Source organism: Lactobacillus melliventris, from assembly GCF_013346935.1.
Lineage (GTDB): Bacteria > Bacillota > Bacilli > Lactobacillales > Lactobacillaceae > Lactobacillus.
Map to the genome: position 1 here is coordinate 1 of NZ_JAAEEB010000013.1, position 21,089 is coordinate 21,089.

Below are 21,089 nucleotides of genomic sequence, written 5' to 3' on the forward strand. Positions count from 1 at the left end.
AAGGAGAGTACAGGGATTAACAATAAGGTTTCATTTGGTTTATGATTGTCTAGAATTACTGATATAACAACATTTTCGTCTCTTGAATTTTTTCTTTTTATAGTTCTATGCCGTGCGAATGCCGTGCGATTTTTTACTCATAAGTTTAATGCCATAATTGAATTAATAGCATCATTTTTATTTTTCTGCGTTAAATGCGTATAAATATCTAGTGTCATTTGTATATTTTCATGTCCCATTAACATTTGTACTGTCTTTGGTTTAACATTAGTTTCACTAATCAATAAAGTAGCAAAAGTATGTCTAAAGCCATGAATAGTTATTTTTTTCAAACTTGGGTTAGCATGGTAAACAGAAGTTAGCCAACTATCAGGTTTACTTAAAGTCAAATAAGTTCCCTTAGCAGTAGAAAAAATAATTTTTGATAATATTTTTTGTGATTTTTTATAATTTAAAAGATCATTTTTTAGTGCTAAAGAAATAGGAATACTACGTTTTGACATTTTACTTTTAGGGGACTGAACTATCACTTTATTTCCTAATCCGAGAGCAAGAGTGTGGTTAACATATAAAAGATTATTTTTGAGATCAATATCTTTCCAAGTTAATGCTAGAGCTTCTGATTTTCTTAATCCTGTAGAAGATAATAATTTAAAATAGGTATAAACTTTTAAATTATATTTCTTTGCAGTAGATAAAAAATCTTCCAATTCTTTTCTAGTATAAACATTATGTTCTACATCTCTACGAGGTCGCGAAGTGTTTTTAGGCATAATAATTTTACTAACGGGATTATCTTTTATATATCCTAATCTAATAGCATGTTCAAATAAAGTATTTAATTGTCTAACCACATCTTTATATTTAACAATCTGTTTTGCTTTTTGATCAGCAAACTTTTGAACAGCCTTTGCCTGAATAGTATCCATATATTGTTCACCAAAAATAGGCTTGATATGATTTTTATAAATTTGATAATTTTTATTTGCTGTTGACTCTTTAACCTGGCCTTTGTAGTTTTCAAACCATAAAGAATACATTTCATCTGTTTTTATTTGTTTAGGCTTTTGGTAACCTTGAGTTCCGTTAGCTCTTAATTGATCATAAGTTGTTTTAGCTTCGTTATAATTTGGAAATCCTTGTCGAGTAATATTAACCCGTTTACCATTGTCATCTAAGCCTAAGTATAAATGGAACTTAAACAAACGTTCACCACGCTTATTTTTATATTCTTTAATATGCGGATCTCTTTTCGGCATTTTTTATCCTTTCTAATATGTTATAATTAAGTATACAAAAGGGCATTGCTCTGTTGTGATATTAAGCTTTTAAGAATTAGTTTTCCAGACGGGTTCTTAAAAGCTTTTTTATATTGCAATAAAAAATTATTTTATATTAACTTTAAATTTAGCTGATTTAGAATCAAAATCAGTTAACGGTTTAAAATGCAGCTCAAAAGAACCAAGCTTTTTTGTTCCAAAACCAGTTATAACGTCTGCTTCTTTGCCTGGAGCAATTGAATCAAGTGTAGTATCGTTTACTGGATAATCTTTAAGTTTCGAATTATCAGGACCGTATGCATCCACATCACTACCAATAGGTAAATCTTTTTTGCTGTCATTCTTCACATGATAGACTATTTTAATTACATTTTTAGGCTTGCTATTCTCAAATTCATTGCGTTCGCTAGTTTTAACTGCTGATTTGAGTGTATATTCTACCTTACCAACTTTTACAGTATCACCTTTTTTGTAGAACTTAATTTTAGGCTGTGCCTTTTTCTTTGAAGATTTAGTTACTTTTGTTCCGCCTTGAGTGTCGTTATTAGAACTACTGCAAGCCGTTAATGATACTGCTGCTAAAATTGTAGTAGTCATTACTAGTAATTTCTTATTCATCATTTCCTCCTAAAAACATTTACCTTAGGTTTTTCGTCGCTGGCTTTATGGACATTGCATAACTTAAAAAATAAGATCATTTTTTTGTTCAAACAATTCAACTGTATCTTTGAACATTCTTTCAGGTATTCCATACCGTTGAATAAATTGTATCGGTTCTTCAAAAGTATCAAATTGATTTGAAGCATATTCGTAAATTAAATTAAGAGAATATAAATCAGCTAGTCGTTCTTCTGAATTAATGGGTTTTCCGCAGTAAAATGCACCATTAACATCACCATTGATAATATGACCAATTTCATGACCAATAATAAAAGGCAATTCAAATTTATTTTTACAGTTTTGATTTATAACTATCAATTTCTTATCAGGTAAAGCTACTGATTGATAAGTTTGCTCTCTTCGAATTAAAGCGCAGCTAATACCATGGTCAAAAGCGTATTTTAAAAGGTATTTTATTAAATCTTCCATCACTCACCTTTGCCCTTTCTAATATCACTGTCCATTAAGTTACGAATAACATCAAGATACTCCTTAGGCACAGGTTTACCACGATATGAATAAATAGTTTCGTCATCCGTGATGTCAACATAAGGATGGCTTTCTTTATTTACAGTAGGTGAGGGATCATCGGTATTACCTAAAAGGTAGTCGGTTGATGTATGTAAAACCTTTGCTACTTTCTTTAAGTTATTAACGGTTGGTGATTGTGTTTTCCATCTGTAAATAGAGTTTGTCCCAATACCAGCTAAATCATTAACTTTCGATAATGTCAATTTCCTTTTTTTAGCTAATTCTTTTATTCTTTCGAACGTTGTCATATCAAGGTTCTCCAATCCTTGACAGAAAAATATTATTTAAAACGCTAATTTTTTATTGACTAATTAGCGAAAACGCGTAATAATATATTTGTCAATTAAATTACTTATAAATTTGAATAAATAAAAAAGTGTTGAACAGTATGGGGATACCTTTCAATCGTTTATTTATTACACTTTTATATTAGCGTTTACGCTAATATATGTCAACAAAATTTAGTGATTTATTGACAAAATTATTTACACTTTTGTTTTAGAAAGAAGGGAGTGAACTATGTTGCCAGCAGAACAGGCTTTAGCAGAAGCTAAGTCAAAGATTTTTAGTGCTATCAAAATTGAAATGATACGACAAGGCTACACAGTTTCAAGTTTGGCAGAGCTATTAAATGTTAATCGACCTACTCTTAGCTATGCAATTCACGGTGGGACTACACCACGTGATATTTCTGTTAGGAAGAAAGTTTATAAGGTTTTGGGAATTACTGAATAGATTGAAAGCAAAGTGAAAATAGGCAACTTTAAAAGACTTAAAAAGCTAACAATTAAAATTATAAGCATCTAATATTTAGCAATGAAAAATTCTTTTATCAAAAAGACTCATCAATGTTACTTGATAAGTCTAGTGATAAGCAAATTCATATTTAGTTTAATGGACAATCATTTATGATCTCATCTGCTCAGTTATTAGGTTGGTAATAACTTGAGAAGCTATGCTTTCAACCATAGAAATTGATACAGAAGCAAATTTATTAGTGATTTTTTTGGTCTTAGACCAAACTTTCTTATCGCGTATTGTATCTAAAAACTTATGACCATCCCATGTAAGTGCACCTGTAGAATAATATGCAATATCGTTGTTAATCCATTTAATTCTGTCATGCAAATAGTTTGTTTCAGATAATTTTGCTAAAACGTATTTAATTTCTTCAGGCTTATAATCCCTAAGTTCCTTAGCATTTAAAAAATTATCTAAATATAAAAAAGTCCCAAATTCATATTTGTCCTCAATAAATAGCATTACGGAACGAACACAGTCTTGATTAAGTTTCATATAACCACCTTTTTAACTAGATGTCTTAATTATAAAGCTATATATAGTGGCATACAAGTACAGGAGATACAAAATGTGAAACATGATTGAGAAGATTTTGGAAGTATAAAAGAGTATTTATAGAATTTCAAAACCAGGCAGATTGCCGTTCGACACATTCCAAAATATAAAAATAACATTCAAATATTATTTAAAATGCTTGCAAAATAGTTGATGTGTTAGAAGTTAACTTAGTTAAATTTGGAAAGGAGGTGAATAAAGATGGAAGTAAAAGTTCCAATTAATATTCCCGATGATCAGCTGCTTGATGCGGTTGAATCAATTTTTAAAAAATACGGGCTAACTGAAAAACAAGACACGGTTTGGATGAATCAAACTAATGCTAGGAAATATCTTAATGTTTCCAAAGCTACATTTTACAGATGGGAAAAAGCAGGAAAAATCCCATACAGCTTAATAGAAGGAGTTAAGCGTTATTCAAAAAAAGAATTAAATCAATTAATGAACGAACACAGAGTATGTATGAGGTAAAAAATGTCAAGAATTTTATCAATGATTACTTCTATATGGATGCTGGAATTTTATCTTTTATATCATTCAAAGAATAAAAGAAAGTATGTATCTTATTCATGATTAGATGGTATTACATTAATTAATCTTCTTGAAACATTGTATTTAATGTTTTCAGGAATTTTTGGTTAGCAGAGAAAACGACTTTGTCAGCATGTTCAGTGGTTGCATCATTCCAGCCAGAAGTAGAAGCCTGCTGAATTGACTCCATAACTTCATTTACAATCAATACCTGGTCGTCATTTAAGTAAGGCATGACTTTGGCACATGAACTTAATGCAATTCTTTTATTTTCTAAACTGTGTGACGCTGTGTATGAATTAATCGAAGAGAGAAAATCAAGTATTAATGTTTGGTTTTTATTTTTAAATTGCTGTTTATTCTTACGTTTTTCATTTTCTCTAGCGAAATCTTCTTTTAGTATTTCTATTTCTTTAGTAGTTCGATTTGCATTTTTGTTGCTTAGATAACTAAAAAATGCTGAAACAATAGCAACAAGATAGCTAAGATATTGTGCCAATAATTGCCAGTCCATAAAAAAACCTTCCTTAGAGATTTATTTTAAAATCTATTAAATTCAATTATATCAAAAAAGACGTAAGCAAATTAATACGTTGAAAAGAATTAAATTTAGAAAGTGAGTAAATAAAAAATGACTAAATCAATAGAATTGACAATCCCGATAGATACTCTGATTGATGCGATTGACCAAATTATGCAGAAAAGAGGCTATGTACCTGCAGAATCTCTAGTCGGAAAAACAATTAAAATGAAAGAGTTTTCCGAAAAATACTGCGGTAAGAAAGCTCCTAACTGGATTAGATTATTTATTTTTGACGAGTTTCCAGAAGTTAACGTTAAAAACGGCGGCTGGGTAGTTAACCCACGAAGAACGGAAGAGGGTAGCAAGACTATCATTTTTGAAAAGCCAGCTGCCGAGTGGATGGAAAAACATCGAGGCGAGATAGATTGGAACGCAAAGTTACCCCAATAGTAGAAAGGATATTGATTAAATGGCAGCACATTTTATACGCAGGTTTCGGCACTTATCCGAAAAGCAAAGGGTTACTAATCGCATCATTGCTTCTAGCAATTGCTGGTCTAGCATTAGCGATTTACGTCCTAAGTTTGCCGCCCTTTCTGCCAGGCACAATTTAGTACACAAAAAAGCCCGACGGTAATCGGACTTCTTTAAATAATAAAGTATAAAGAATACTAAGGAGATTATAGCACAAATGAAACTTTTTCAAATAAACAATGCAATTAAAGAAGTTGCTGATAAAGATGACATTGATCCAGAAACATTAAAAGATACGCTCGATTCTCTAAAACTAACCAGAGATGACAAACTGGACGGATTAGCTGGCTTAATTGAACGAAACACCGCAAACATCGATTTTTTGACAAACAAAATTAAGCAGCTTACAGAGCAGAAACATCATTACGAAAATCAGAAAAATAATTTGCAAAATTACATGACAGAAATAATCGACAATGCGGGTATTAAAGAGCTGCATACTGAACATTACATCCTCAAGCCACGCAATTATAAGCAAAAGACCATCATTTCAGATGAACGTAAAATACCTAAAGTTTATATTGTGACCAAAGAAGTTTCATCAATAGATAAACGTAAACTTTATCAAGATATGAAAGATGGTCAAAACATACCTGGTGCACATTTAGAACCCAATAGAAAAACAACAATTAGCTAGGAGGCTTTTATGTTAAATAAAGAATTTTTAGACTGGCAGGAAGAAACTTTTAAAGCAATTGAATTATGGACTATCCGTTTAAAAAACGAGGCTTTAAAGCAAGACACCTATAAGGGCGCGATTAATTACCTTGACATAAATTATCCTAGTCCAATTTGCACACATGAAGGATCACCTAGTGAGCAATTTCAATCTGTCATTAGATCCATGTTTGAGGAAGCGAAAAAGATGGTTTATGACGAAGCACAAAGTCAGGAGATTAAACATGAATAGAATTAAAGAATTGCGGGAATGTAGAAACATTAGCCAAGAAGAGCTTGCCACCGCCTTAGACACTACTCAGCAATCTATAAGTTTGTATGAAAGTGGGGATCGTGAACCGAAACTAAAAATTTGGCAAAAGCTGGCAGACTTCTTCAAAGTTCCAATTCCATATTTACAAGGTTTTGATAAATATCAGCCAAATAAATTAAAAGAACTAAGAGATAAAAAGGGAGTGTCGCAAAGTCAATTTGTACAAGCGTTTAATGAATTGCTAATTAGTAAAAAAATGAAACCCATAACAATCCCGACATATTCAAGATGGGAGAATTCAATAAATAGTCCAACTGAAAAAGTGTGGCAGCAATTAGCTAAATACTTTCAAGTATCGGTATCGTATCTTAAAGGTGAAATTGATACAGAATATCTTGAAAAGCTAGTTGAGTTGTTGATGCTAATTAGTTTTCCAAATGTAGCTTTAAAGTATCGAAACAATGAACTGGATGATTCATATAGGCCATTTTTAGCTATCGCTATTACTAGTCAAATTAGCAAATTATTAGGCTATGACTCTAAAGAAAAATTTCAAGAAATTTATGACCAAGCAATTAAGTTGATTGATAATCCAGAAAATATTAATGAATTAAGAAAATATAAGGGACAGTTCATTGAATTGCTCACTAAGTCTAAAGATATTACTAATAACTTACTGCAAACCTACAACAATTTATAAACATGTACGAATTAAGATCATATCAAAACGATTTAATTCAGCGGATTACTAAATCAATGCAGAAAGGTCACCATCACATTATTGTGCAGTCACCACCAAGAACAGGAAAGACAGTGGTAATGGCAGAAATTGCTAGAAAAACAACTGCTAAAAATAATCGCGTGATGTTTATCATCCATCGTAAGGAAGTATTGGATCAAGCTAAAGCCACTTTTAAAGCACAAGGTGTTAAGCCTAACCTAGCAATAATGGGATTGGTACAAACGCTTTGCAGACGTGTTGATAAATTACCTGAACCACAGCTGATATTGATTGATGAAGGACATCATGCTCTGGCAAAAAGCTATCAGAAAATACTAAATAAATTTAAAAATGCTTATGTATTATTCTTCACAGCTACACCAAGGAGAACAGGTCAGAAACAGCTTGATCAGATAGCAGATGACATCATCATTGGCAAATCAATTAAAGAATTAACCAATGAAGGTTTTCTAGCACCATTCAGATATTTCCAACCACCTAATGATTTCAATAGTAAATTACTAAAACGCAGTTCAACAGGTGACTACACTAATAAATCAATGGATGAGGCAATGAACACTAAAATCTTTGGCCATGTGGTTAAGCAATATCAGCGGATTACCAAAGGGATGCAAGCGGTGGTTTACACCTATTCTATTGAGTCAGCTAAAAGAGTAGCCCAGGAATTTAATGAAGCAGGAATTTCAGCTAAAGAAGTTGACGGTAAAACACCAACGGTCGAAAGGGATGCAATTGTTACTGATTTTAAAAATCAGAAACTAAAGATATTAGTTAACGTCAATTTATTCACAGAAGGCGTTGATTTACCCAACGTTGACTGTGTGATTATGGCCCGACCTACCACATCACTAGCATTGTATTTACAGTTTTCAATGCGCTGCTTAAATCCAAGAATAGGTAAGACAGCAATAATTATTGATCACGCTAATAATGTGCAAAAGTTTGGCTATCCGGATGATGATCGTGACTGGAAGCAGGCAGTGGTCAGTGGTACGAAATCTGTTTCCAAAATAAATACCAATCCAGGAATGGCAATAATTACTTGTGATTACTGCTTTGCGGTTGTGAAAACCAGTGAAGTTAAAAATGGCAAGTGTCCACTCTGCGGAAAGCCAATCAAAGTTCACGTGGCAAAACAGGTTAAAGATGTTGATTTAGTTGAAGCGAAAAATCGCAAAAAATTAATAGCAGAAATAGTAAAAAGTGACTTGCTTAAAAAAGTCGCAAACTTGAAAGTTAGTGAATTAAAATCTCCAGCCGAATTTAATGCTTATGCAAAATTACATGGATATAAGCCAGGATGGATATATTACCAACTTAAAATGAGAGGAATGATTAAGAAATGATAGTTTTACCAAAACCAAAAAAATTAGAACCAAAGGCACAGCCACACAACTTTTTCATCTGGGGAGCCCCAATGAGTGGCAAGAGTTACTTTGCAAGTTTCTTTCCAAATCCAATTGTGCTTAATACCGACGGCAACAGCGATCAGGGAACCGCACCAGCGTTTCAAATTAGGAATTTAAGAGACAAAAATGGCAAGCCAACGCAATTAGTTACCCAACAATTAGACGATATTATCTTAGCTCTACAGACTGAAAACGAGCAACGTAAACCCGAAGAACAATTCAAAACAATTGTTGTAGACGTGATTGACGACATTATCGTTATGCTCGAGCAAGCAATCTGCTGGGATAACAATGTTAAGTCATTAGGTGATATTCCATACGGTAAAGGTTATGCATTATTTAACACGGCATTGCAACAGCTAGTAATGGATTTGAAAGCTTTGCCGATGAATATTATCTACATCAGTCGGGAAATTTCAATCACAGATGAAAATACAGGTGCGACAACTTACCACCCTTCACTAAAGACTAAATATTTTAATGTGGTGAACGGTAATTGCGATGTGGAAATTAGAACTAAAAAAGTTGGTGATGGCGTTAATGCTTCCTACTTTAGAGAAGTAAAAAGCTTAAGAACACAATACAATCCGAAAAATATTACGGACCATCGTATTTTAAAATTATTGGAAACATGCAACGGAATTTTTAAAAAGGAGAGTAAATAATGAGTCTTTTGGATGCAATGAACGAATTAAAACAAAAAGGTTTTAATCCCAAAGAAGGTAAGGAATACAACCCATATGAGCCGATTCCAGATGATACTTATTTAATGAGTTTTGACAACGCGACTCATAACGCCAAAGGCGATCGGGATTTCTTGATGTTAACTTTTAGCGTGGTTCAAGGCGAATATGAAGGCAGACAAGAATCGATCTTCCCATCATTGGCACAAACAAAAGCTAACGGTGATCCAATGCCAAACTCAGTGATTGCACGTAGTATTTCTGAAATTCAAATTATTGGAGAAACTCTTGATAACCCAGTACCAGATAAGTGTTTTGCTTTTGAAAACGAAACGGAAGCTTATGAAGCTATTGCTAAAGCATTGCAGCCAGCATGTGGCAAGGTCTTAAAAGTAACTATTAAAACTACGCCTAATAAAAAGAATCCGCAATATCCTTTTAGAAATTATACGTTTGAAAAGCAGGAACAACCGCAAGTAGCCAATGCCAAAGATCCATTTAATGGAACAGGCGATACTGTTGATATTAACGATGACGACTTACCATTCTAAAAATAAAAATTAATAGGTTAAATTATGCAACTAGAAAATCTAGTCAATTATGCAATTAACTATGCAGCACATGGATTTTCTGTAATTCCGATTGGATCAAATAAACGACCACTGATTAAATTTGCCGATAAACCGCCACTTACTAGTGAAGAAATTAAAAAGGTTTGGCAACGCTATCCATTGGCTAACATCGCTCTTAAAACTGACAAGTTTTTCGTGATTGATGTTGACCGTCATGGTGATGTTGATGGTTTACAATCCATCCTTAATCTTAATCATCCTGAATGGTTTAAAGACACATTAAGAGAAAAAACAGCTCATGATGGTTACCATTTCTTTTTTCAAAAACCTGCAAAAGAGAATGTGACGCAATGCATTGGATTATTGCCAGGTGTAGACTTAAAAGCACACGAAAATAATTATGTGGTAGTCGCTCCTAGCACAATAGATGGTAAGTCCTATCGGTGGCTTAATCACAAGCCCATCAAACCAGCTCCCGCTGGTTTGTTGGAATTAATTCAAAGTAAAGCTAAGCCTGAGAAAAAGACAATTTTAGATTATAAAATTGCCAGCAAAACGCAGACTTCAAAACTCTTTGAATTAATTGTAAATGGTCTAGGCGATACAGGCAGGCGCAATGATACTCTTACCAGTTTTGTCGGTGGCTTACTATATCGCGGTGTTGATCCAGATGCAGCAGCTAAATTAGCATTAATTGCAAATACCAATACAACAGACAGTCTTCCGCTGAGTGAAGTGGAGCGAACAGTAAATTCAGTAATTGTAAAAGAGATTAAAAGAAGGGGGATTGAATGAGTGACGTTATTAAAATCAATGAGAAAAACGCTGATAAGTTACGTAAAACCACCATTGAACTTGAACGTCAAAACAATGGTGCCATTAAAACCACCAGCGTTAAAAACGTAGTGCTGATTTTATTGCATGATCCCAACCTAAAGAATTTATTTCGATTAAATGAATTTACCCAAGAAATTGATGTAGTTGATAATCGCAAGTTAGAAATTAAAAATATTGGCACTGTCATAATCAGTAAGGGGCAATATACAGACCAGGTTACTAACTCAGTGGAACTATATATCGAAGCTCGATCCGATTATGAGCACGCTACTTTTAAAAATGTAATTATTGAGCAGGCAATTGATAACGTGGCTTACATGAATTCTTATAACCCAGTGATTGACTATATGGATAATGCATATAAACATTGGGATAAGAAACGCAGGATTGATAATTTTTTCCCTGAATATCTTGGAGCTAAGAAGAATGCGACCACAACATTAATTACCCGAACGTGGTTAATGGGAGCAGTGGCCAAAGCTTATAATCCTGAAACTAAATTCGATTATGTTTTAGACTTAGTGGGTGGCCAAGGAGTCGGTAAAACTTCAATCCTGAAAAACATTGCGCCAATGGGATTATATACAGATCAGTTTAATACTTTCACTAAAAAAGACGATTTCGAAGTGATGAAAAACGCTCTGGTAGTTAGTGATGATGAAATGACTGCCAGCAATGAGGCCAGTTTTGAAGAAATCAAGAAATTTATTACAATGCAAGATTTCGAATATCGCAAGCCGTATGGTCACAAGCCGTTACATTTTAAGAAAAAATTTGTTATCGCACGAACAACCAACGAGGTTAGGCACTTGCGTGACCGTTCAGGTGACAGAAGATTCTTGTCGATTTATGCTCACCCTGAAAATCAAACAAAAAATCCTGTGACCGATTTAACCGAGGATGTGGTGCAGCAGCTGTGGGGCGAAGTAGTTTGGTTATATAAGAATGCTAAAGACCCATTTAGATTTACGCCAAAACAAGAAGCTTTGTTAAAGCAAAATAGAGAAGAATTCCGCTATACATCAGGTCTTGAAGATAATTTAATGGATGTTTTAGAAAACAAGTTTAAGAATAGAGATTTTATCCCAAACCGAGAATTATCAGTTGCTTTGTTTCAAGATCCTAACGCACTATCACGGAATAATAAGCAAACACGTGATATTCGTTATTACATGGAGCATTTAGGATTTAATACAAGTGCTGTAGTTAAGATTAATAAAAAAGCTGTTAGGGGATTTCAAAGGTTACAGTAAGTTACAGTAAAGTTACAGTAACTGTAACCGCGAAATCGCTTGTGTGAGTAAGCAATAGGGGTATTGGTTACAGTAAAACAGTAGATATTAATAAAACTTTTTATTTATATAAAACTTACCTCTATTAGCTTTAAAAAAGTTTTTATGAAATTTACTGTAACCAGTAAATTTTGATAAGCCAAACCCTTGAATGAGTAAGAAAAGAATAGGTTACAGTAACTGTAACCGGAGTGTAACCCTTGAGGAAAACATTATGGAAATTATTGAAGGATATTTAGCTAAAAATCCTATTGTGATGGGAAGTAAAGGATCTAAGTATCAAAGAATAAAATTTAAAGTGGAAAACATAAATTGCTATTATTTAGGTCTAGCTGAAAATGTAGATCAAATTGTGATGGCTGCAGAGAAATTAAATTGCAAAATGAAAATTTACGGCTATTGGATTGATTCAAATAATAAAAAAATAGGTATAAATGTAGATCATGCGAAAGGTATTTTTTCCCAATTGGATTTTGCTATAGATAAAAGATATTTGAAAATAACCGAAGATGATGAGTATTGGAGTGATAAAGATGCAGACTATTAAATTTAAGGGTAGCGCTAGTGATGGTGTTATCAGAACATATGAAAAGCAAGCAAGAGATATCAATGGTTTAAATATTGATATTAAAAATAAAAGAATTGTAGTTTACACAATCAAAATCAAAAATAGAATTTACTACATCAACAAAGATGTATTCTTTGATGCTTTAGAAAAATTGCAAAATTTAAATTTACACGATATCAATTTTAGTTAGGAGAATAAAATGAAAAGTATTTGGAACAAAATAGCTGATATAGCTACAGAGATTTTTGTAGGTGGCTTTGCATTGATTGTAATCTTAGCAATTATTGGAACAATAGGAGCGTTTGTCATTGAAGCATGGTTCTTTTTATGGAATTGGAACAAGTTTGTGTTTGGTATTTATCTGATTTTCCTAATTAGTGGGGCAATAACTGCTATTAATTGGCCAATATTTAATATAAAAAATTAGGGAGCATTACTATGGCAAGAACAGTATATCGGAAAAATAAAGATGGCAAGATAATCTATGTTGGGCATGTGCCACCAGAGTACAAATTAAAATACAACGAATTTTTTCAAAAGTGGCCGAATGAAAGATTAGCCAATAATGTCTGAGCATGAAATTCAAAAACAAATTATGCGCAAATTATCGCTAAATCGATGCACTGTGTTTAGAGCGAATGTTGGTAAAATTTTTACGCAGGATGGTCGTATGTTCGATACAGGATTGCCAGTTGGATTTCCAGATTTAGTTGGCTATCGCTGGAGTGATAACAAAATATTTTTCGTAGAAGTAAAAACAAAAACAGGACGATTAAGTCCAAAACAAATTATATTTCATCAACATTTAATGGAAACAAATACTATTCATGGTGTAGCTCGCAGCACAGCGGATGCTTTGAAAATTGTGGAAGGAGGCTTGGTGGGGTATGGCTATCCCGTATAATTTAATTCATAACTTAGAAAATGAATATGGAACATTATCATTAGTACCAGATAATAATTTAACCTTAAAGTCTATTCAAAAATCACTATACAACAATGAAGAAGAAATTATTGATGCTAAAATCACTACCTTAATTAATGACGGTTATTCAATTAGTGAAATAGCAACTGAGTTAAATTTTAGCCAAAATAAAATCAGATCAGCTGTTAATCGTTTAGGATTAGAAGTTAAACCATATTTTAAATATGTAGCTATAAATCGAAAAACTGGACAAAAAATATATAGTAAAAACTTTAGCAAATATCGTGTGATTACACATCAGCCTTTGCAATTTATATCAAGTGCAAGGCTTTACCTAGATAAAAAAGGCTATTATTTAAGAAGATTTCGTAAAATTGTCCGCTTTAAAAAATTAAAATCCGGAGATAAGTATTTTTGTAAAAACAAATTATATACCAAGGAATAGAAAGGAAAAGAGCTGTGGAAGAAAACATCGATTTACCTATTGATATTGATCAGAAAAAAACCGCTCAGAAGGTACGTGACTTTTTTAAATATAATTTCGAACACTACCTAATAAGAGCTGGTTATCATCGTACTGATCTTAGCAGTCCACAGCTCGATCCTACTGGTATTATGAGTCATGGTGGCAACTCAGCTGAGAATAAAATGGCGACTATTTTTGAAGCACAAGATAAATGCCAAGCAGTCTATCAAGCTATTGAACAATGCGCTGATAGTTCAAAGCAACCATTTAGGACAATCCTAAAATCATTATATATAGATGAACTTACTGATTGGCAGATAGCAGCTAAAGTGCAGTACAGTGATTCTAGATATAGTGATTTAAAGCGTTATGCTTTGTGTCAGTTTGCAGACACAATTGATACTTGGAAAACAATTTATAATGTTGAAATTCCAGAACTTAAGGTATTTAAAAATCGGGTCAATATCGGGTCAGAATCGGAGAAAGGTCGGATTGAATAGGTGTTATATTGGTAGCATCAAGAATAAAAGATAATTCTTGAATGTGTATATACAAAAGTAGCGATAGGTTCGAATCCTATTGTTGCTATAGCAATAAGCAACTTTCCCAACGCGCTCTGGTATCAACGGGGAATGCAAGATAAGACGGCATGTGCATTATATGGCACGATGAGTCTTACACTTATTGCAATATAGGGGCGTGGCAGTAAGTAACTGCATGTGGCGATCGTACAACACAAGAAACACAAGTTCCAGGTGCAACTCCTGACGTCCCTCTAGACACGCTATAACCTTAATATGTGTTTACATAGGAATATCCATAATTATGTTTTAGAGTTTAATATTTAATATTAAGAGAGCGTGTCAAATTTGGACTAATTGATATGGTGGTCAATATTATTAATGCAAGGATTAGACCTATCAGGAGTCCATTTTTTATGCCCTTAAAGTAATTTGTGAGTATAATATACTCGTAAAGTTATTAAAATTTTAAGGGGGAGACAAATTTATGAATTATTCAGATTTTATAAAAATGTTTGAAAATATTATTAGTCTTGCAGAAAAGGCTAAGGATTTTAAACTAACAACGGCTATTAGCGAATTATCCGTTAAAACTTTAAAATTAGTACAGGAAAACGCAGATCTTAAAGATAAGCTTAATAAGCAAAAAGACAATGATGATTTTGCTAAAAACTTAAGAATAACAGACGAAGGATATTATTATAAAGATGAAACGATTCCTTACTGTATTAGATGTTGGGATGCTGACAAAAAAAGGATACACTTACAAAAAGACGGCTATGGAACTTGGATTTGTCCGGAGGAAATATATCAAAGAAGAAAATAAAAGTTAGTTATTATTATAATATACATCTTAATACTTTGTTTCTGGCAATACATAAGCACTTATTTTCAGTGCTTTCTATTGAAAATGCTTTGAAACTAAGGCAGTGTTATATTGTGCGTTAAAATGTTAATAAATTTTATGCATGTTTAAAAGAATAGGAGATATTTATGCAAATATATGATAAATGTCAAAATTGTGGCCGCCCGTCTGCCGGTAAAAAATATTGCAGTCCTGAATGTCGCAAAAGTATGAGAAATTATAATAGGTCAGTCAAAAAGAGATATTTAGGAAAAAAAGGATGGAAAAATCAACATGATGATATTTCCCTAATAAGATTATATAAAGGAGATAAATATAATAAGCCAAAAATAGGAAGCTGGGATTGTAATAAAAGGTATTGCTATGTTTGTGGTGAAGTTGTACTTGACCCTCAACGAGAAGATTATGACAAAAATAATGATAGAGCTCCACAAGTTGATCATGTCATACCACTTGATCAAGGCGGAGAACATAGATGGACAAATGTAAAACTTATTTGTAAAAAATGTAATTCTGAAAAAAGTGATGAAGACCCCAGAGAATTTCTTGGAGATACAATCTATAAAAATCTTAAATTTTATGATGGAAAATAAAAGACCAATTAATAAAAATATATGATTATAAAAGGACGGATACACCGTCTTTTTTAATACTTAAAAAATCAGGAGGTGGTGAAATGATGTGAGTGAATTAAGAGGCAAGCAGCGTAAGTTTGCTGATAATTATATAAAAAGCGGCAATGCGACAGAAGCATATGTTAATGCTGGTTATAAAGTTAGAAGTAATGAAACTGCTAGAGCTAATGCTAGTCGGCTGCTAACAAATGCTAACGTGAAAGCTTATATTGAAAAACGGTTAAAACAGATTGAATCGGCTAAATTAGCAACTGCTCAAGAGATTTTGGAGTATCTCACGTCAGTTATGCGGGGTGAACAAACAGAGACCGTTGTGACCGCAAAAGGTCTTTATAAAAATGTTGAAGTGTCGGCTAAAGACAGGATAACGGCTGCAAAGGAACTGCTTAAACGGTATCCAGTTGATCCATTGTATAAAATGCAACTACGTAAGATTAATGCAGAGGCAGATTTAACCGAAGCACGTGTGAAGGCTATGCAAGGAAATAATTCTACGCAGGAAGACAAAGTAGCTAAGATGATGGGAGAACTGCAAGATGCGATTAGAGAAAATACTGGCTAAGCATTTCACACTCAAGCAACAGATGGTTCTAAGTCAGTTTGTCAACAATCATTATTGGAATTTAATGATTAACTATGGGGCAGTTCGTTCTGGTAAAACCGTGGCTAATAATTATTGCTTTATTTTGAGTCTATTAAAAGTACGAGAGTTGGCCAAACGTAATCGAATTAAAGATCCACTTTATATCCTAGCCGGAACTTCCAAGAAGAATATTTTTAATAATGTTTTAAATCCACTATTTAATGAGTTTGGATTGGCTCCAGAACAGGATTCAATTGGTAACTTACACTTGTTCGGTGTAACGATTGTCTTGGCTTACACGGGCTCTGTTCGAGGTATTAGTGGTGTTCGTGGCTCTAGTGCATACGGTGCTTACATTAATGAGGCATCCCTAGCTAACGAAAGTGTGTTCAGTGAAATCCTTGATCGTTGTTCTGAGGGTGAAGGTCGCGTTATCTGTGACACAAACCCTGATATACCAACACACTGGCTTAAAAAGAATTATATTGATAATGCGTCGCCATTCATCATTAGTAACCACTTTGTCTTGGACGATAATACTTTTCTAAGTAAACGCTATATTGAAAATAAAAAAGCAACGACTCCTAAAGGAATGTTCTATGATCGTTCTGTTTTAGGGCTATGGGTGACTGGGCAAGGAGTTGTGTACAGTGATTTTGATGCAAAAACAATGGTGGTTGAAGCTGAACAAATTCCCTCTAACCTCACTTACTACTGTGGTGTGGACTGGGGTTTTGCTGAGGGACACAATGGCGTGATTGTCGTATTTGGCGATGATAATAAAGGCAATACATATTTAATTAAAGAGTATACGGCAGTTCACAAGTATATTGATTACTGGATTGATGTAGCTCACGATATTCAGAACCAATACGGCAGAAATGTCACTTTCTGGTGTGATTCTGCTCGCCCAGAATATGTATCAATGTTCCAACAGGCTAATGTTCAAGCTACTAATGCTGATAAAACAGTAATGACTGGTATTGAATCGGTTTCTAAACTGATGACTACTGGTCATTTTTTTGTTAATCAGCAAGGAATTGATCAGTTTTTGGATGAAATCTACCAGTATGTTTGGGATTCTGATAAAGGTGTCCCACTCAAAAAGAATGATGACGTCATGGATGCGATGCGTTACGCAATTTATAACCAGCATAAGCAAGTTGAAAACCAGATTATTGGCAATATTTACCTTTAAGGAGGTGATGCTATGGAGAATATAATCGGACGAGCATTAGTAACTAGAAATGGTCAGTTTTTATTTCCCAAAAATGAACAATTAACCAATGACGAACTGTTTGGGTTTATCGACTGGAACTCTAATAACATGCAGCCGAGATTAAGAGAGAACATGAAGATGTATCTAGGTGAACATCCAATCTTAAAGCAATCTAAAAAGCAATTTGGTCCAGATAATCGGCTAGTAGTTAACAAAGCAAAAACAATCGTTGACACGTTCAACGGTTACTTTATTGGAATTCCACCATCCATTCAGTTGGATAAGGGGGAAAACAATGATAAACTGCAGGATTGGCTGAATAGTGTTTCTTTCATTGATAAGTTGAATGAGTTATCTAAACAAACTGATATTTACGGTAAGTCCATTGGTTTCGTATATCAAAATGAAGATTCAGAGACGCGGTTTAACTATGTTAGTCCTACTAAAGCATTTATTATATATGATGACACCGTTGAAAGAGAGCCGCTTGCCTTTGTCAGATATGAGTATTTTAAGAATGAGTCAGAATGGCAGGCTAGAGGAGCAATTTACTATGCTGATCAGGTTTACCGATTTGATAGGAATCAAATTAGTCCAGAAGTTACGCCCAATCCATACAAGATGGTACCAGCAGTTGAATTTTATGAAAACGAAGAACGCCAGGGAGTATTTGAACAGGTCAAGTCTTTAATCTGTGCCTTAGATGACGGCTTCAGTCAAAAAGCTAATCAATTGGCATATTTTGACATGGCTTATTTAGTAATGATGGGAATCAATTTAAAGACCGATAAAACAGGTAAACCAAAGATTGATATTGCTAACAATCGTTTCCTTTATTTACCAAATGTCACACCAGGATCAAATCCTAAAGTAGAATTTCTGTCAAAGCCTGCCGATGATGAAATGCAAGAAAACTTTATTCAACGAGTAAGTGATGCGATTTATGAAGTTTCAATGATTCCTAATTTAAATGATGAGAATTTTGCCGGCAATTCTTCGGGTGTAGCTTTACAATTTAAGCTATTAGCAATGCAAGATAAAGCAAATTCAAAAGAGCGTAAGTTTGTGCAATGTTTAAGAAAATTGTTCAGAATTGTTTTTTCGGTGGGCCAAGTTTTACCTGAAACAGACAGGGATGCATGGAAGGATTTGCAAATCCACTTCACTAAGAACGTTCCATCCGATGTTGCTGCAATGATATCTGCAGCCAAGGATGCAGATGGATTGGTATCACAACGGACCCAGATGAAATTACTGCCCGGCATCGTTGATGATCCAGATGATGAAATTGAAGAAATTAAGAAGGAAAAGGCCGAATATATTAAGAATGCCCAAGAAGCAGCGGGTTCCCTGCCAGACTTTATGAAGCAGCCAGAAGACGCTGGTGATGAAGATGGTCAATAAACAAAGCGAGTATTGGGCTGACCGAGCAGAAGCAGAAAGGAGGTGGCAGGCCCAACAAGAGAAGAATTTAGAAGCCTATAACAAGCACTTGGCCGAATTGTATCAGAACGCGATTGATGAACTTAATAAGGAAATCAAGGCTGATTTAGCTTATTCAGGCGGTAAAGTAATCACTGCTAAGGCAATTGAGGAATATGAAACCTTGGCCCAGCAAGTGGTCGCTAAGGCCCAAGTAGCAATGGCAAAGGGAAACCATGTAACCAGGAAGAACTTTAGCAAGGACGTCAACGATCGGCTCAAAGTCTATAACGCAACCATGCGGATTAATCGCAACGAGATTTTGAAGTCGAAGATTGGTGCGCATCTAGTAGACTTAGGAATTGATCAAGAAAGTTCTCTGACCAAGAAGCTGTGGAATGACTACGTTAAGGAAAAGGAACGCCAAGCTGGAATTCTTAAGATTAGTACAGATAACAACCTTTGGAGCTCGCAAGAAGTTCAGGAACAAATTTATCGACAAGTGGCTAATGCGGAGTTTTCATCACGAATCTGGGCCAACGTAGATGCTTTAAAGGGTATGCTTGACGGCTTGGTATCAACGGCAATAATACGCGGTGACAATCCAAGGGAGATGGTCAAGTGGCTAACGGGAATGGTTTCTGATTCATTTGTAAATAGCAGGTATGCTGCTGAACGTTTAGCACGGACAGAGACAGCTAGGGTGCAAGTTCAAGCTGCTAAGTCGATGTTCAATAAATATGGCTACAAGTTTGTTATGTGGTATGCGGAAGGACGAGCCTGCAGGGTTTGTCGTGAGATTACAGAAACAGATAACGATTGGGGGTCAGGAGTATATCGTCTAAGAGATGTTCCCGATATTCCAGTTCATCCCAACTGCATGTGCAGCATTGGTGCCTATTGGATTGATGAAGAGAAGGCACTTGATGACGATTTAAGTGATGAACAGCTGGTAAGCAGGTATTTAAATGACAATTTGAGTGAAAAGTTGGGTACAGAAGATGCTACTGCTTTGGCTAAGATTTTAAGTCAAGCACCAGATGACATTAAGCAAGTATGGCAGATGTATCATGACCAGCTTAAACTTGATGCTTACCCTAAAGGTGGTGGTACTAGTTTTTATCGACCTGGTCAAGGCGTCACTATTTATCAAAAAAGTATGAATCTTCCTAATGATATGAAATACTATCAGAAGAAATACGATGTGTTTTTCCACGAATTTGGCCACATGATTGATTATTTGGCGGGAGATGTTATTCCTAATACTCCTATAAACGGATTTGTAAAAGAAGCAAGCGGTTGGATAATCGATAGCATTGATAAAGATTGGGATAAATTAATTGATAAAAGGTACCAAAAACTGGTAAAAGACTTAAAATTTAGTAGAATAGAAGGAAATAAAGGCGAAGTTGCTGACCATCCAGGTTATTGGTTAAAGGTAAAAAAAGATGGCACACCATATGCTTCATCTCTCAAGCAGATAAGAAAAGATGCTGCTGTGCAACTGGTTCAAGAAATAGCTCATGATACTGAACAAATTTCTTCACAGGATAAGGGAGACTTATCAGATATTATGAGTGGTTTAGGTTTTGAATACCCTTTAGGAATTGGTCACAGTAGATCTTATTGGCGCCGGGCTGGTAAGAGTGGACGAGCAACTGAAGCTTGGGCTGAATTGACCGCTGCTACGATTAATAACCCCGCGTCTGAAAAAATCATAAAAAAGTATTTTAGAAATACGGTTGATAAGTATCATGAAACACTAAAGGAGATCTTAAAACATGGAAAAAAGTGAAATCATGAAACTTTATCATGACTGGGATTCAGCCGTCATTTCGGCACTCTCGCAGTATGTTGATAAATTTCACAAACCTTGGCCAGTTTATGGTCCACATGATGTTGAATTAATTGATTACTGCATAAAAAAGAATGTTTCAATTGATGATTTGTCACCAAATGATCTAGTTTACAAAAAATATAATCCAAAAAACATTATTTATTAAA

31 protein-coding genes are annotated in these 21,089 nt (G+C 34.2%); 25 read left to right on the forward strand and 6 right to left on the reverse strand.

Features of this window, described 5'->3' with window-relative positions; genetic code table 11:
* Positions 1–137: 137 nt before the first annotated feature.
* The 4 genes from GYV61_RS09035 to GYV61_RS09050 form a co-directional block, all read right to left on the reverse strand.
* A complete protein-coding gene (locus tag GYV61_RS09035) occupies positions 138–1,259 on the reverse strand; it encodes a tyrosine-type recombinase/integrase (protein ID WP_174795549.1) in 1,122 nt (373 codons plus the stop codon).
* A 126-nt stretch (positions 1,260–1,385) separates the two neighbouring features.
* A complete protein-coding gene (locus GYV61_RS09040; RefSeq protein ID WP_174795550.1) occupies positions 1,386–1,898 on the reverse strand; it encodes a DUF4352 domain-containing protein in 513 nt (170 codons plus the stop codon).
* A gap of 63 nt (positions 1,899–1,961) precedes the next feature.
* Positions 1,962–2,369: a M48 family metalloprotease gene (locus GYV61_RS09045; RefSeq protein ID WP_174795551.1), complete on the reverse strand. Its 408-nt coding sequence runs from the start codon at positions 2,367–2,369 to the stop codon at positions 1,962–1,964.
* Positions 2,369–2,719: a helix-turn-helix domain-containing protein gene (locus tag GYV61_RS09050; RefSeq protein ID WP_110445921.1), complete on the reverse strand. Its 351-nt coding sequence runs from the start codon at positions 2,717–2,719 to the stop codon at positions 2,369–2,371. Before GYV61_RS09050 ends, GYV61_RS09045 begins: the two co-directional genes overlap by 1 nt.
* Positions 2,720–2,990: 271 nt before the next feature.
* Between GYV61_RS09050 and GYV61_RS09055 the strand changes: the two genes are divergently transcribed.
* Entirely contained in the window at positions 2,991–3,206 is a 216-nt protein-coding gene (locus GYV61_RS09055; RefSeq protein ID WP_046324973.1) for a hypothetical protein, read from the forward strand.
* 171 nt (positions 3,207–3,377) lie between these two features.
* On the opposite strand, the gene GYV61_RS09060 is transcribed toward GYV61_RS09055, so the two are convergent.
* On the reverse strand, positions 3,378–3,767 hold the full coding sequence (locus GYV61_RS09060) for a DUF2513 domain-containing protein (protein ID WP_046324972.1): 390 nt from the start codon (positions 3,765–3,767) through the stop codon (positions 3,378–3,380).
* 261 nt (positions 3,768–4,028) lie between these two features.
* On the opposite strand from GYV61_RS09060, the gene GYV61_RS09065 reads away from it, so the two are divergent.
* Positions 4,029–4,298, forward strand: coding sequence for a helix-turn-helix domain-containing protein (locus tag GYV61_RS09065; protein WP_046324971.1), 270 nt, complete (start codon positions 4,029–4,031; stop codon positions 4,296–4,298).
* A 121-nt stretch (positions 4,299–4,419) separates the two neighbouring features.
* Here the strand turns inward: GYV61_RS09065 and GYV61_RS09070 are convergent, their stop codons facing one another.
* On the reverse strand, positions 4,420–4,872 hold the full coding sequence (locus GYV61_RS09070) for a hypothetical protein (protein ID WP_174795552.1): 453 nt from the start codon (positions 4,870–4,872) through the stop codon (positions 4,420–4,422).
* A 117-nt stretch (positions 4,873–4,989) separates the two neighbouring features.
* Here GYV61_RS09070 and GYV61_RS09075 point away from each other — a divergent pair, with 117 nt between their 5' ends.
* From GYV61_RS09075 to GYV61_RS09180, 23 genes are all read left to right on the forward strand, one after another.
* Positions 4,990–5,331, forward strand: a complete 342-nt coding sequence (locus GYV61_RS09075; protein WP_174795553.1) for a DUF771 domain-containing protein — start codon at positions 4,990–4,992, stop codon at positions 5,329–5,331.
* A 241-nt stretch (positions 5,332–5,572) separates the two neighbouring features.
* Positions 5,573–6,052, forward strand: coding sequence for a siphovirus Gp157 family protein (locus GYV61_RS09080; protein ID WP_174795554.1), 480 nt, complete (start codon positions 5,573–5,575; stop codon positions 6,050–6,052).
* Between the two features lie 9 nt (positions 6,053–6,061).
* Complete coding sequence (locus GYV61_RS09085) at positions 6,062–6,325, forward strand: hypothetical protein (protein ID WP_110445926.1); 264 nt, start codon at positions 6,062–6,064, stop codon at positions 6,323–6,325.
* Positions 6,318–7,046, forward strand: coding sequence for a helix-turn-helix domain-containing protein (locus GYV61_RS09090; protein WP_174795555.1), 729 nt, complete (start codon positions 6,318–6,320; stop codon positions 7,044–7,046). Before GYV61_RS09085 ends, GYV61_RS09090 begins: the two co-directional genes overlap by 8 nt.
* Before the next feature lie 2 nt (positions 7,047–7,048).
* A complete protein-coding gene (locus tag GYV61_RS09095; RefSeq protein ID WP_174795556.1) occupies positions 7,049–8,434 on the forward strand; it encodes a DEAD/DEAH box helicase in 1,386 nt (461 codons plus the stop codon).
* The gene (locus tag GYV61_RS09100; protein WP_045927876.1) at positions 8,431–9,162 is read left to right on the forward strand and encodes an AAA family ATPase; all 732 of its coding nucleotides are present in this window, start codon (positions 8,431–8,433) and stop codon (positions 9,160–9,162) included. The genes GYV61_RS09095 and GYV61_RS09100 overlap by 4 nt, the downstream gene beginning before the upstream one ends.
* Positions 9,162–9,731 carry a single-stranded DNA-binding protein gene (locus tag GYV61_RS09105; protein ID WP_174795557.1) on the forward strand — a complete coding sequence of 190 codons (570 nt, stop codon included), beginning with the start codon at positions 9,162–9,164 and terminating at the stop codon, positions 9,729–9,731. The genes GYV61_RS09100 and GYV61_RS09105 overlap by 1 nt, the downstream gene beginning before the upstream one ends.
* A 24-nt stretch (positions 9,732–9,755) precedes the next feature.
* Entirely contained in the window at positions 9,756–10,547 is a 792-nt protein-coding gene (locus GYV61_RS09110; protein WP_174795558.1) for a bifunctional DNA primase/polymerase, read from the forward strand.
* Entirely contained in the window at positions 10,544–11,842 is a 1,299-nt protein-coding gene (locus GYV61_RS09115; protein WP_174795559.1) for a VapE domain-containing protein, read from the forward strand. The genes GYV61_RS09110 and GYV61_RS09115 overlap by 4 nt, the downstream gene beginning before the upstream one ends.
* A 253-nt stretch (positions 11,843–12,095) precedes the next feature.
* Entirely contained in the window at positions 12,096–12,428 is a 333-nt protein-coding gene (locus GYV61_RS09120; RefSeq protein ID WP_110445931.1) for a hypothetical protein, read from the forward strand.
* The gene (locus tag GYV61_RS09125) at positions 12,415–12,639 is read left to right on the forward strand and encodes a hypothetical protein (protein ID WP_110445932.1); all 225 of its coding nucleotides are present in this window, start codon (positions 12,415–12,417) and stop codon (positions 12,637–12,639) included. Before GYV61_RS09120 ends, GYV61_RS09125 begins: the two co-directional genes overlap by 14 nt.
* A 9-nt stretch (positions 12,640–12,648) precedes the next feature.
* The gene (locus GYV61_RS09130) at positions 12,649–12,876 is read left to right on the forward strand and encodes a hypothetical protein (protein WP_174795560.1); all 228 of its coding nucleotides are present in this window, start codon (positions 12,649–12,651) and stop codon (positions 12,874–12,876) included.
* Between the two features lie 11 nt (positions 12,877–12,887).
* On the forward strand, positions 12,888–13,022 hold the full coding sequence (locus GYV61_RS09820; RefSeq protein ID WP_258328188.1) for a hypothetical protein: 135 nt from the start codon (positions 12,888–12,890) through the stop codon (positions 13,020–13,022).
* The gene (locus tag GYV61_RS09135) at positions 13,015–13,353 is read left to right on the forward strand and encodes a VRR-NUC domain-containing protein (protein ID WP_110445934.1); all 339 of its coding nucleotides are present in this window, start codon (positions 13,015–13,017) and stop codon (positions 13,351–13,353) included. Before GYV61_RS09820 ends, GYV61_RS09135 begins: the two co-directional genes overlap by 8 nt.
* Positions 13,337–13,819 carry a hypothetical protein gene (locus GYV61_RS09140; protein WP_110445935.1) on the forward strand — a complete coding sequence of 161 codons (483 nt, stop codon included), beginning with the start codon at positions 13,337–13,339 and terminating at the stop codon, positions 13,817–13,819. The genes GYV61_RS09135 and GYV61_RS09140 overlap by 17 nt, the downstream gene beginning before the upstream one ends.
* Before the next feature lie 14 nt (positions 13,820–13,833).
* A complete protein-coding gene (locus GYV61_RS09145; RefSeq protein WP_174795561.1) occupies positions 13,834–14,340 on the forward strand; it encodes an ArpU family phage packaging/lysis transcriptional regulator in 507 nt (168 codons plus the stop codon).
* A gap of 508 nt (positions 14,341–14,848) precedes the next feature.
* The gene (locus GYV61_RS09150; RefSeq protein WP_174795562.1) at positions 14,849–15,187 is read left to right on the forward strand and encodes a hypothetical protein; all 339 of its coding nucleotides are present in this window, start codon (positions 14,849–14,851) and stop codon (positions 15,185–15,187) included.
* 167 nt (positions 15,188–15,354) lie between these two features.
* Positions 15,355–15,819: an HNH endonuclease gene (locus tag GYV61_RS09155; protein ID WP_174795563.1), complete on the forward strand. Its 465-nt coding sequence runs from the start codon at positions 15,355–15,357 to the stop codon at positions 15,817–15,819.
* A gap of 88 nt (positions 15,820–15,907) precedes the next feature.
* On the forward strand, positions 15,908–16,423 hold the full coding sequence (locus tag GYV61_RS09160) for a terminase small subunit (RefSeq protein ID WP_174795564.1): 516 nt from the start codon (positions 15,908–15,910) through the stop codon (positions 16,421–16,423).
* Positions 16,398–17,642: a PBSX family phage terminase large subunit gene (locus tag GYV61_RS09165; RefSeq protein WP_174795565.1), complete on the forward strand. Its 1,245-nt coding sequence runs from the start codon at positions 16,398–16,400 to the stop codon at positions 17,640–17,642. Before GYV61_RS09160 ends, GYV61_RS09165 begins: the two co-directional genes overlap by 26 nt.
* A gap of 12 nt (positions 17,643–17,654) precedes the next feature.
* A complete protein-coding gene (locus tag GYV61_RS09170) occupies positions 17,655–19,067 on the forward strand; it encodes a phage portal protein (protein WP_174795566.1) in 1,413 nt (470 codons plus the stop codon).
* Positions 19,057–20,880, forward strand: a complete 1,824-nt coding sequence (locus tag GYV61_RS09175; protein WP_174795567.1) for a structural protein — start codon at positions 19,057–19,059, stop codon at positions 20,878–20,880. Before GYV61_RS09170 ends, GYV61_RS09175 begins: the two co-directional genes overlap by 11 nt.
* On the forward strand, positions 20,867–21,088 hold the full coding sequence (locus tag GYV61_RS09180) for a hypothetical protein (protein WP_174795568.1): 222 nt from the start codon (positions 20,867–20,869) through the stop codon (positions 21,086–21,088). Before GYV61_RS09175 ends, GYV61_RS09180 begins: the two co-directional genes overlap by 14 nt.
* Position 21,089 lies beyond the last annotated feature (1 nt).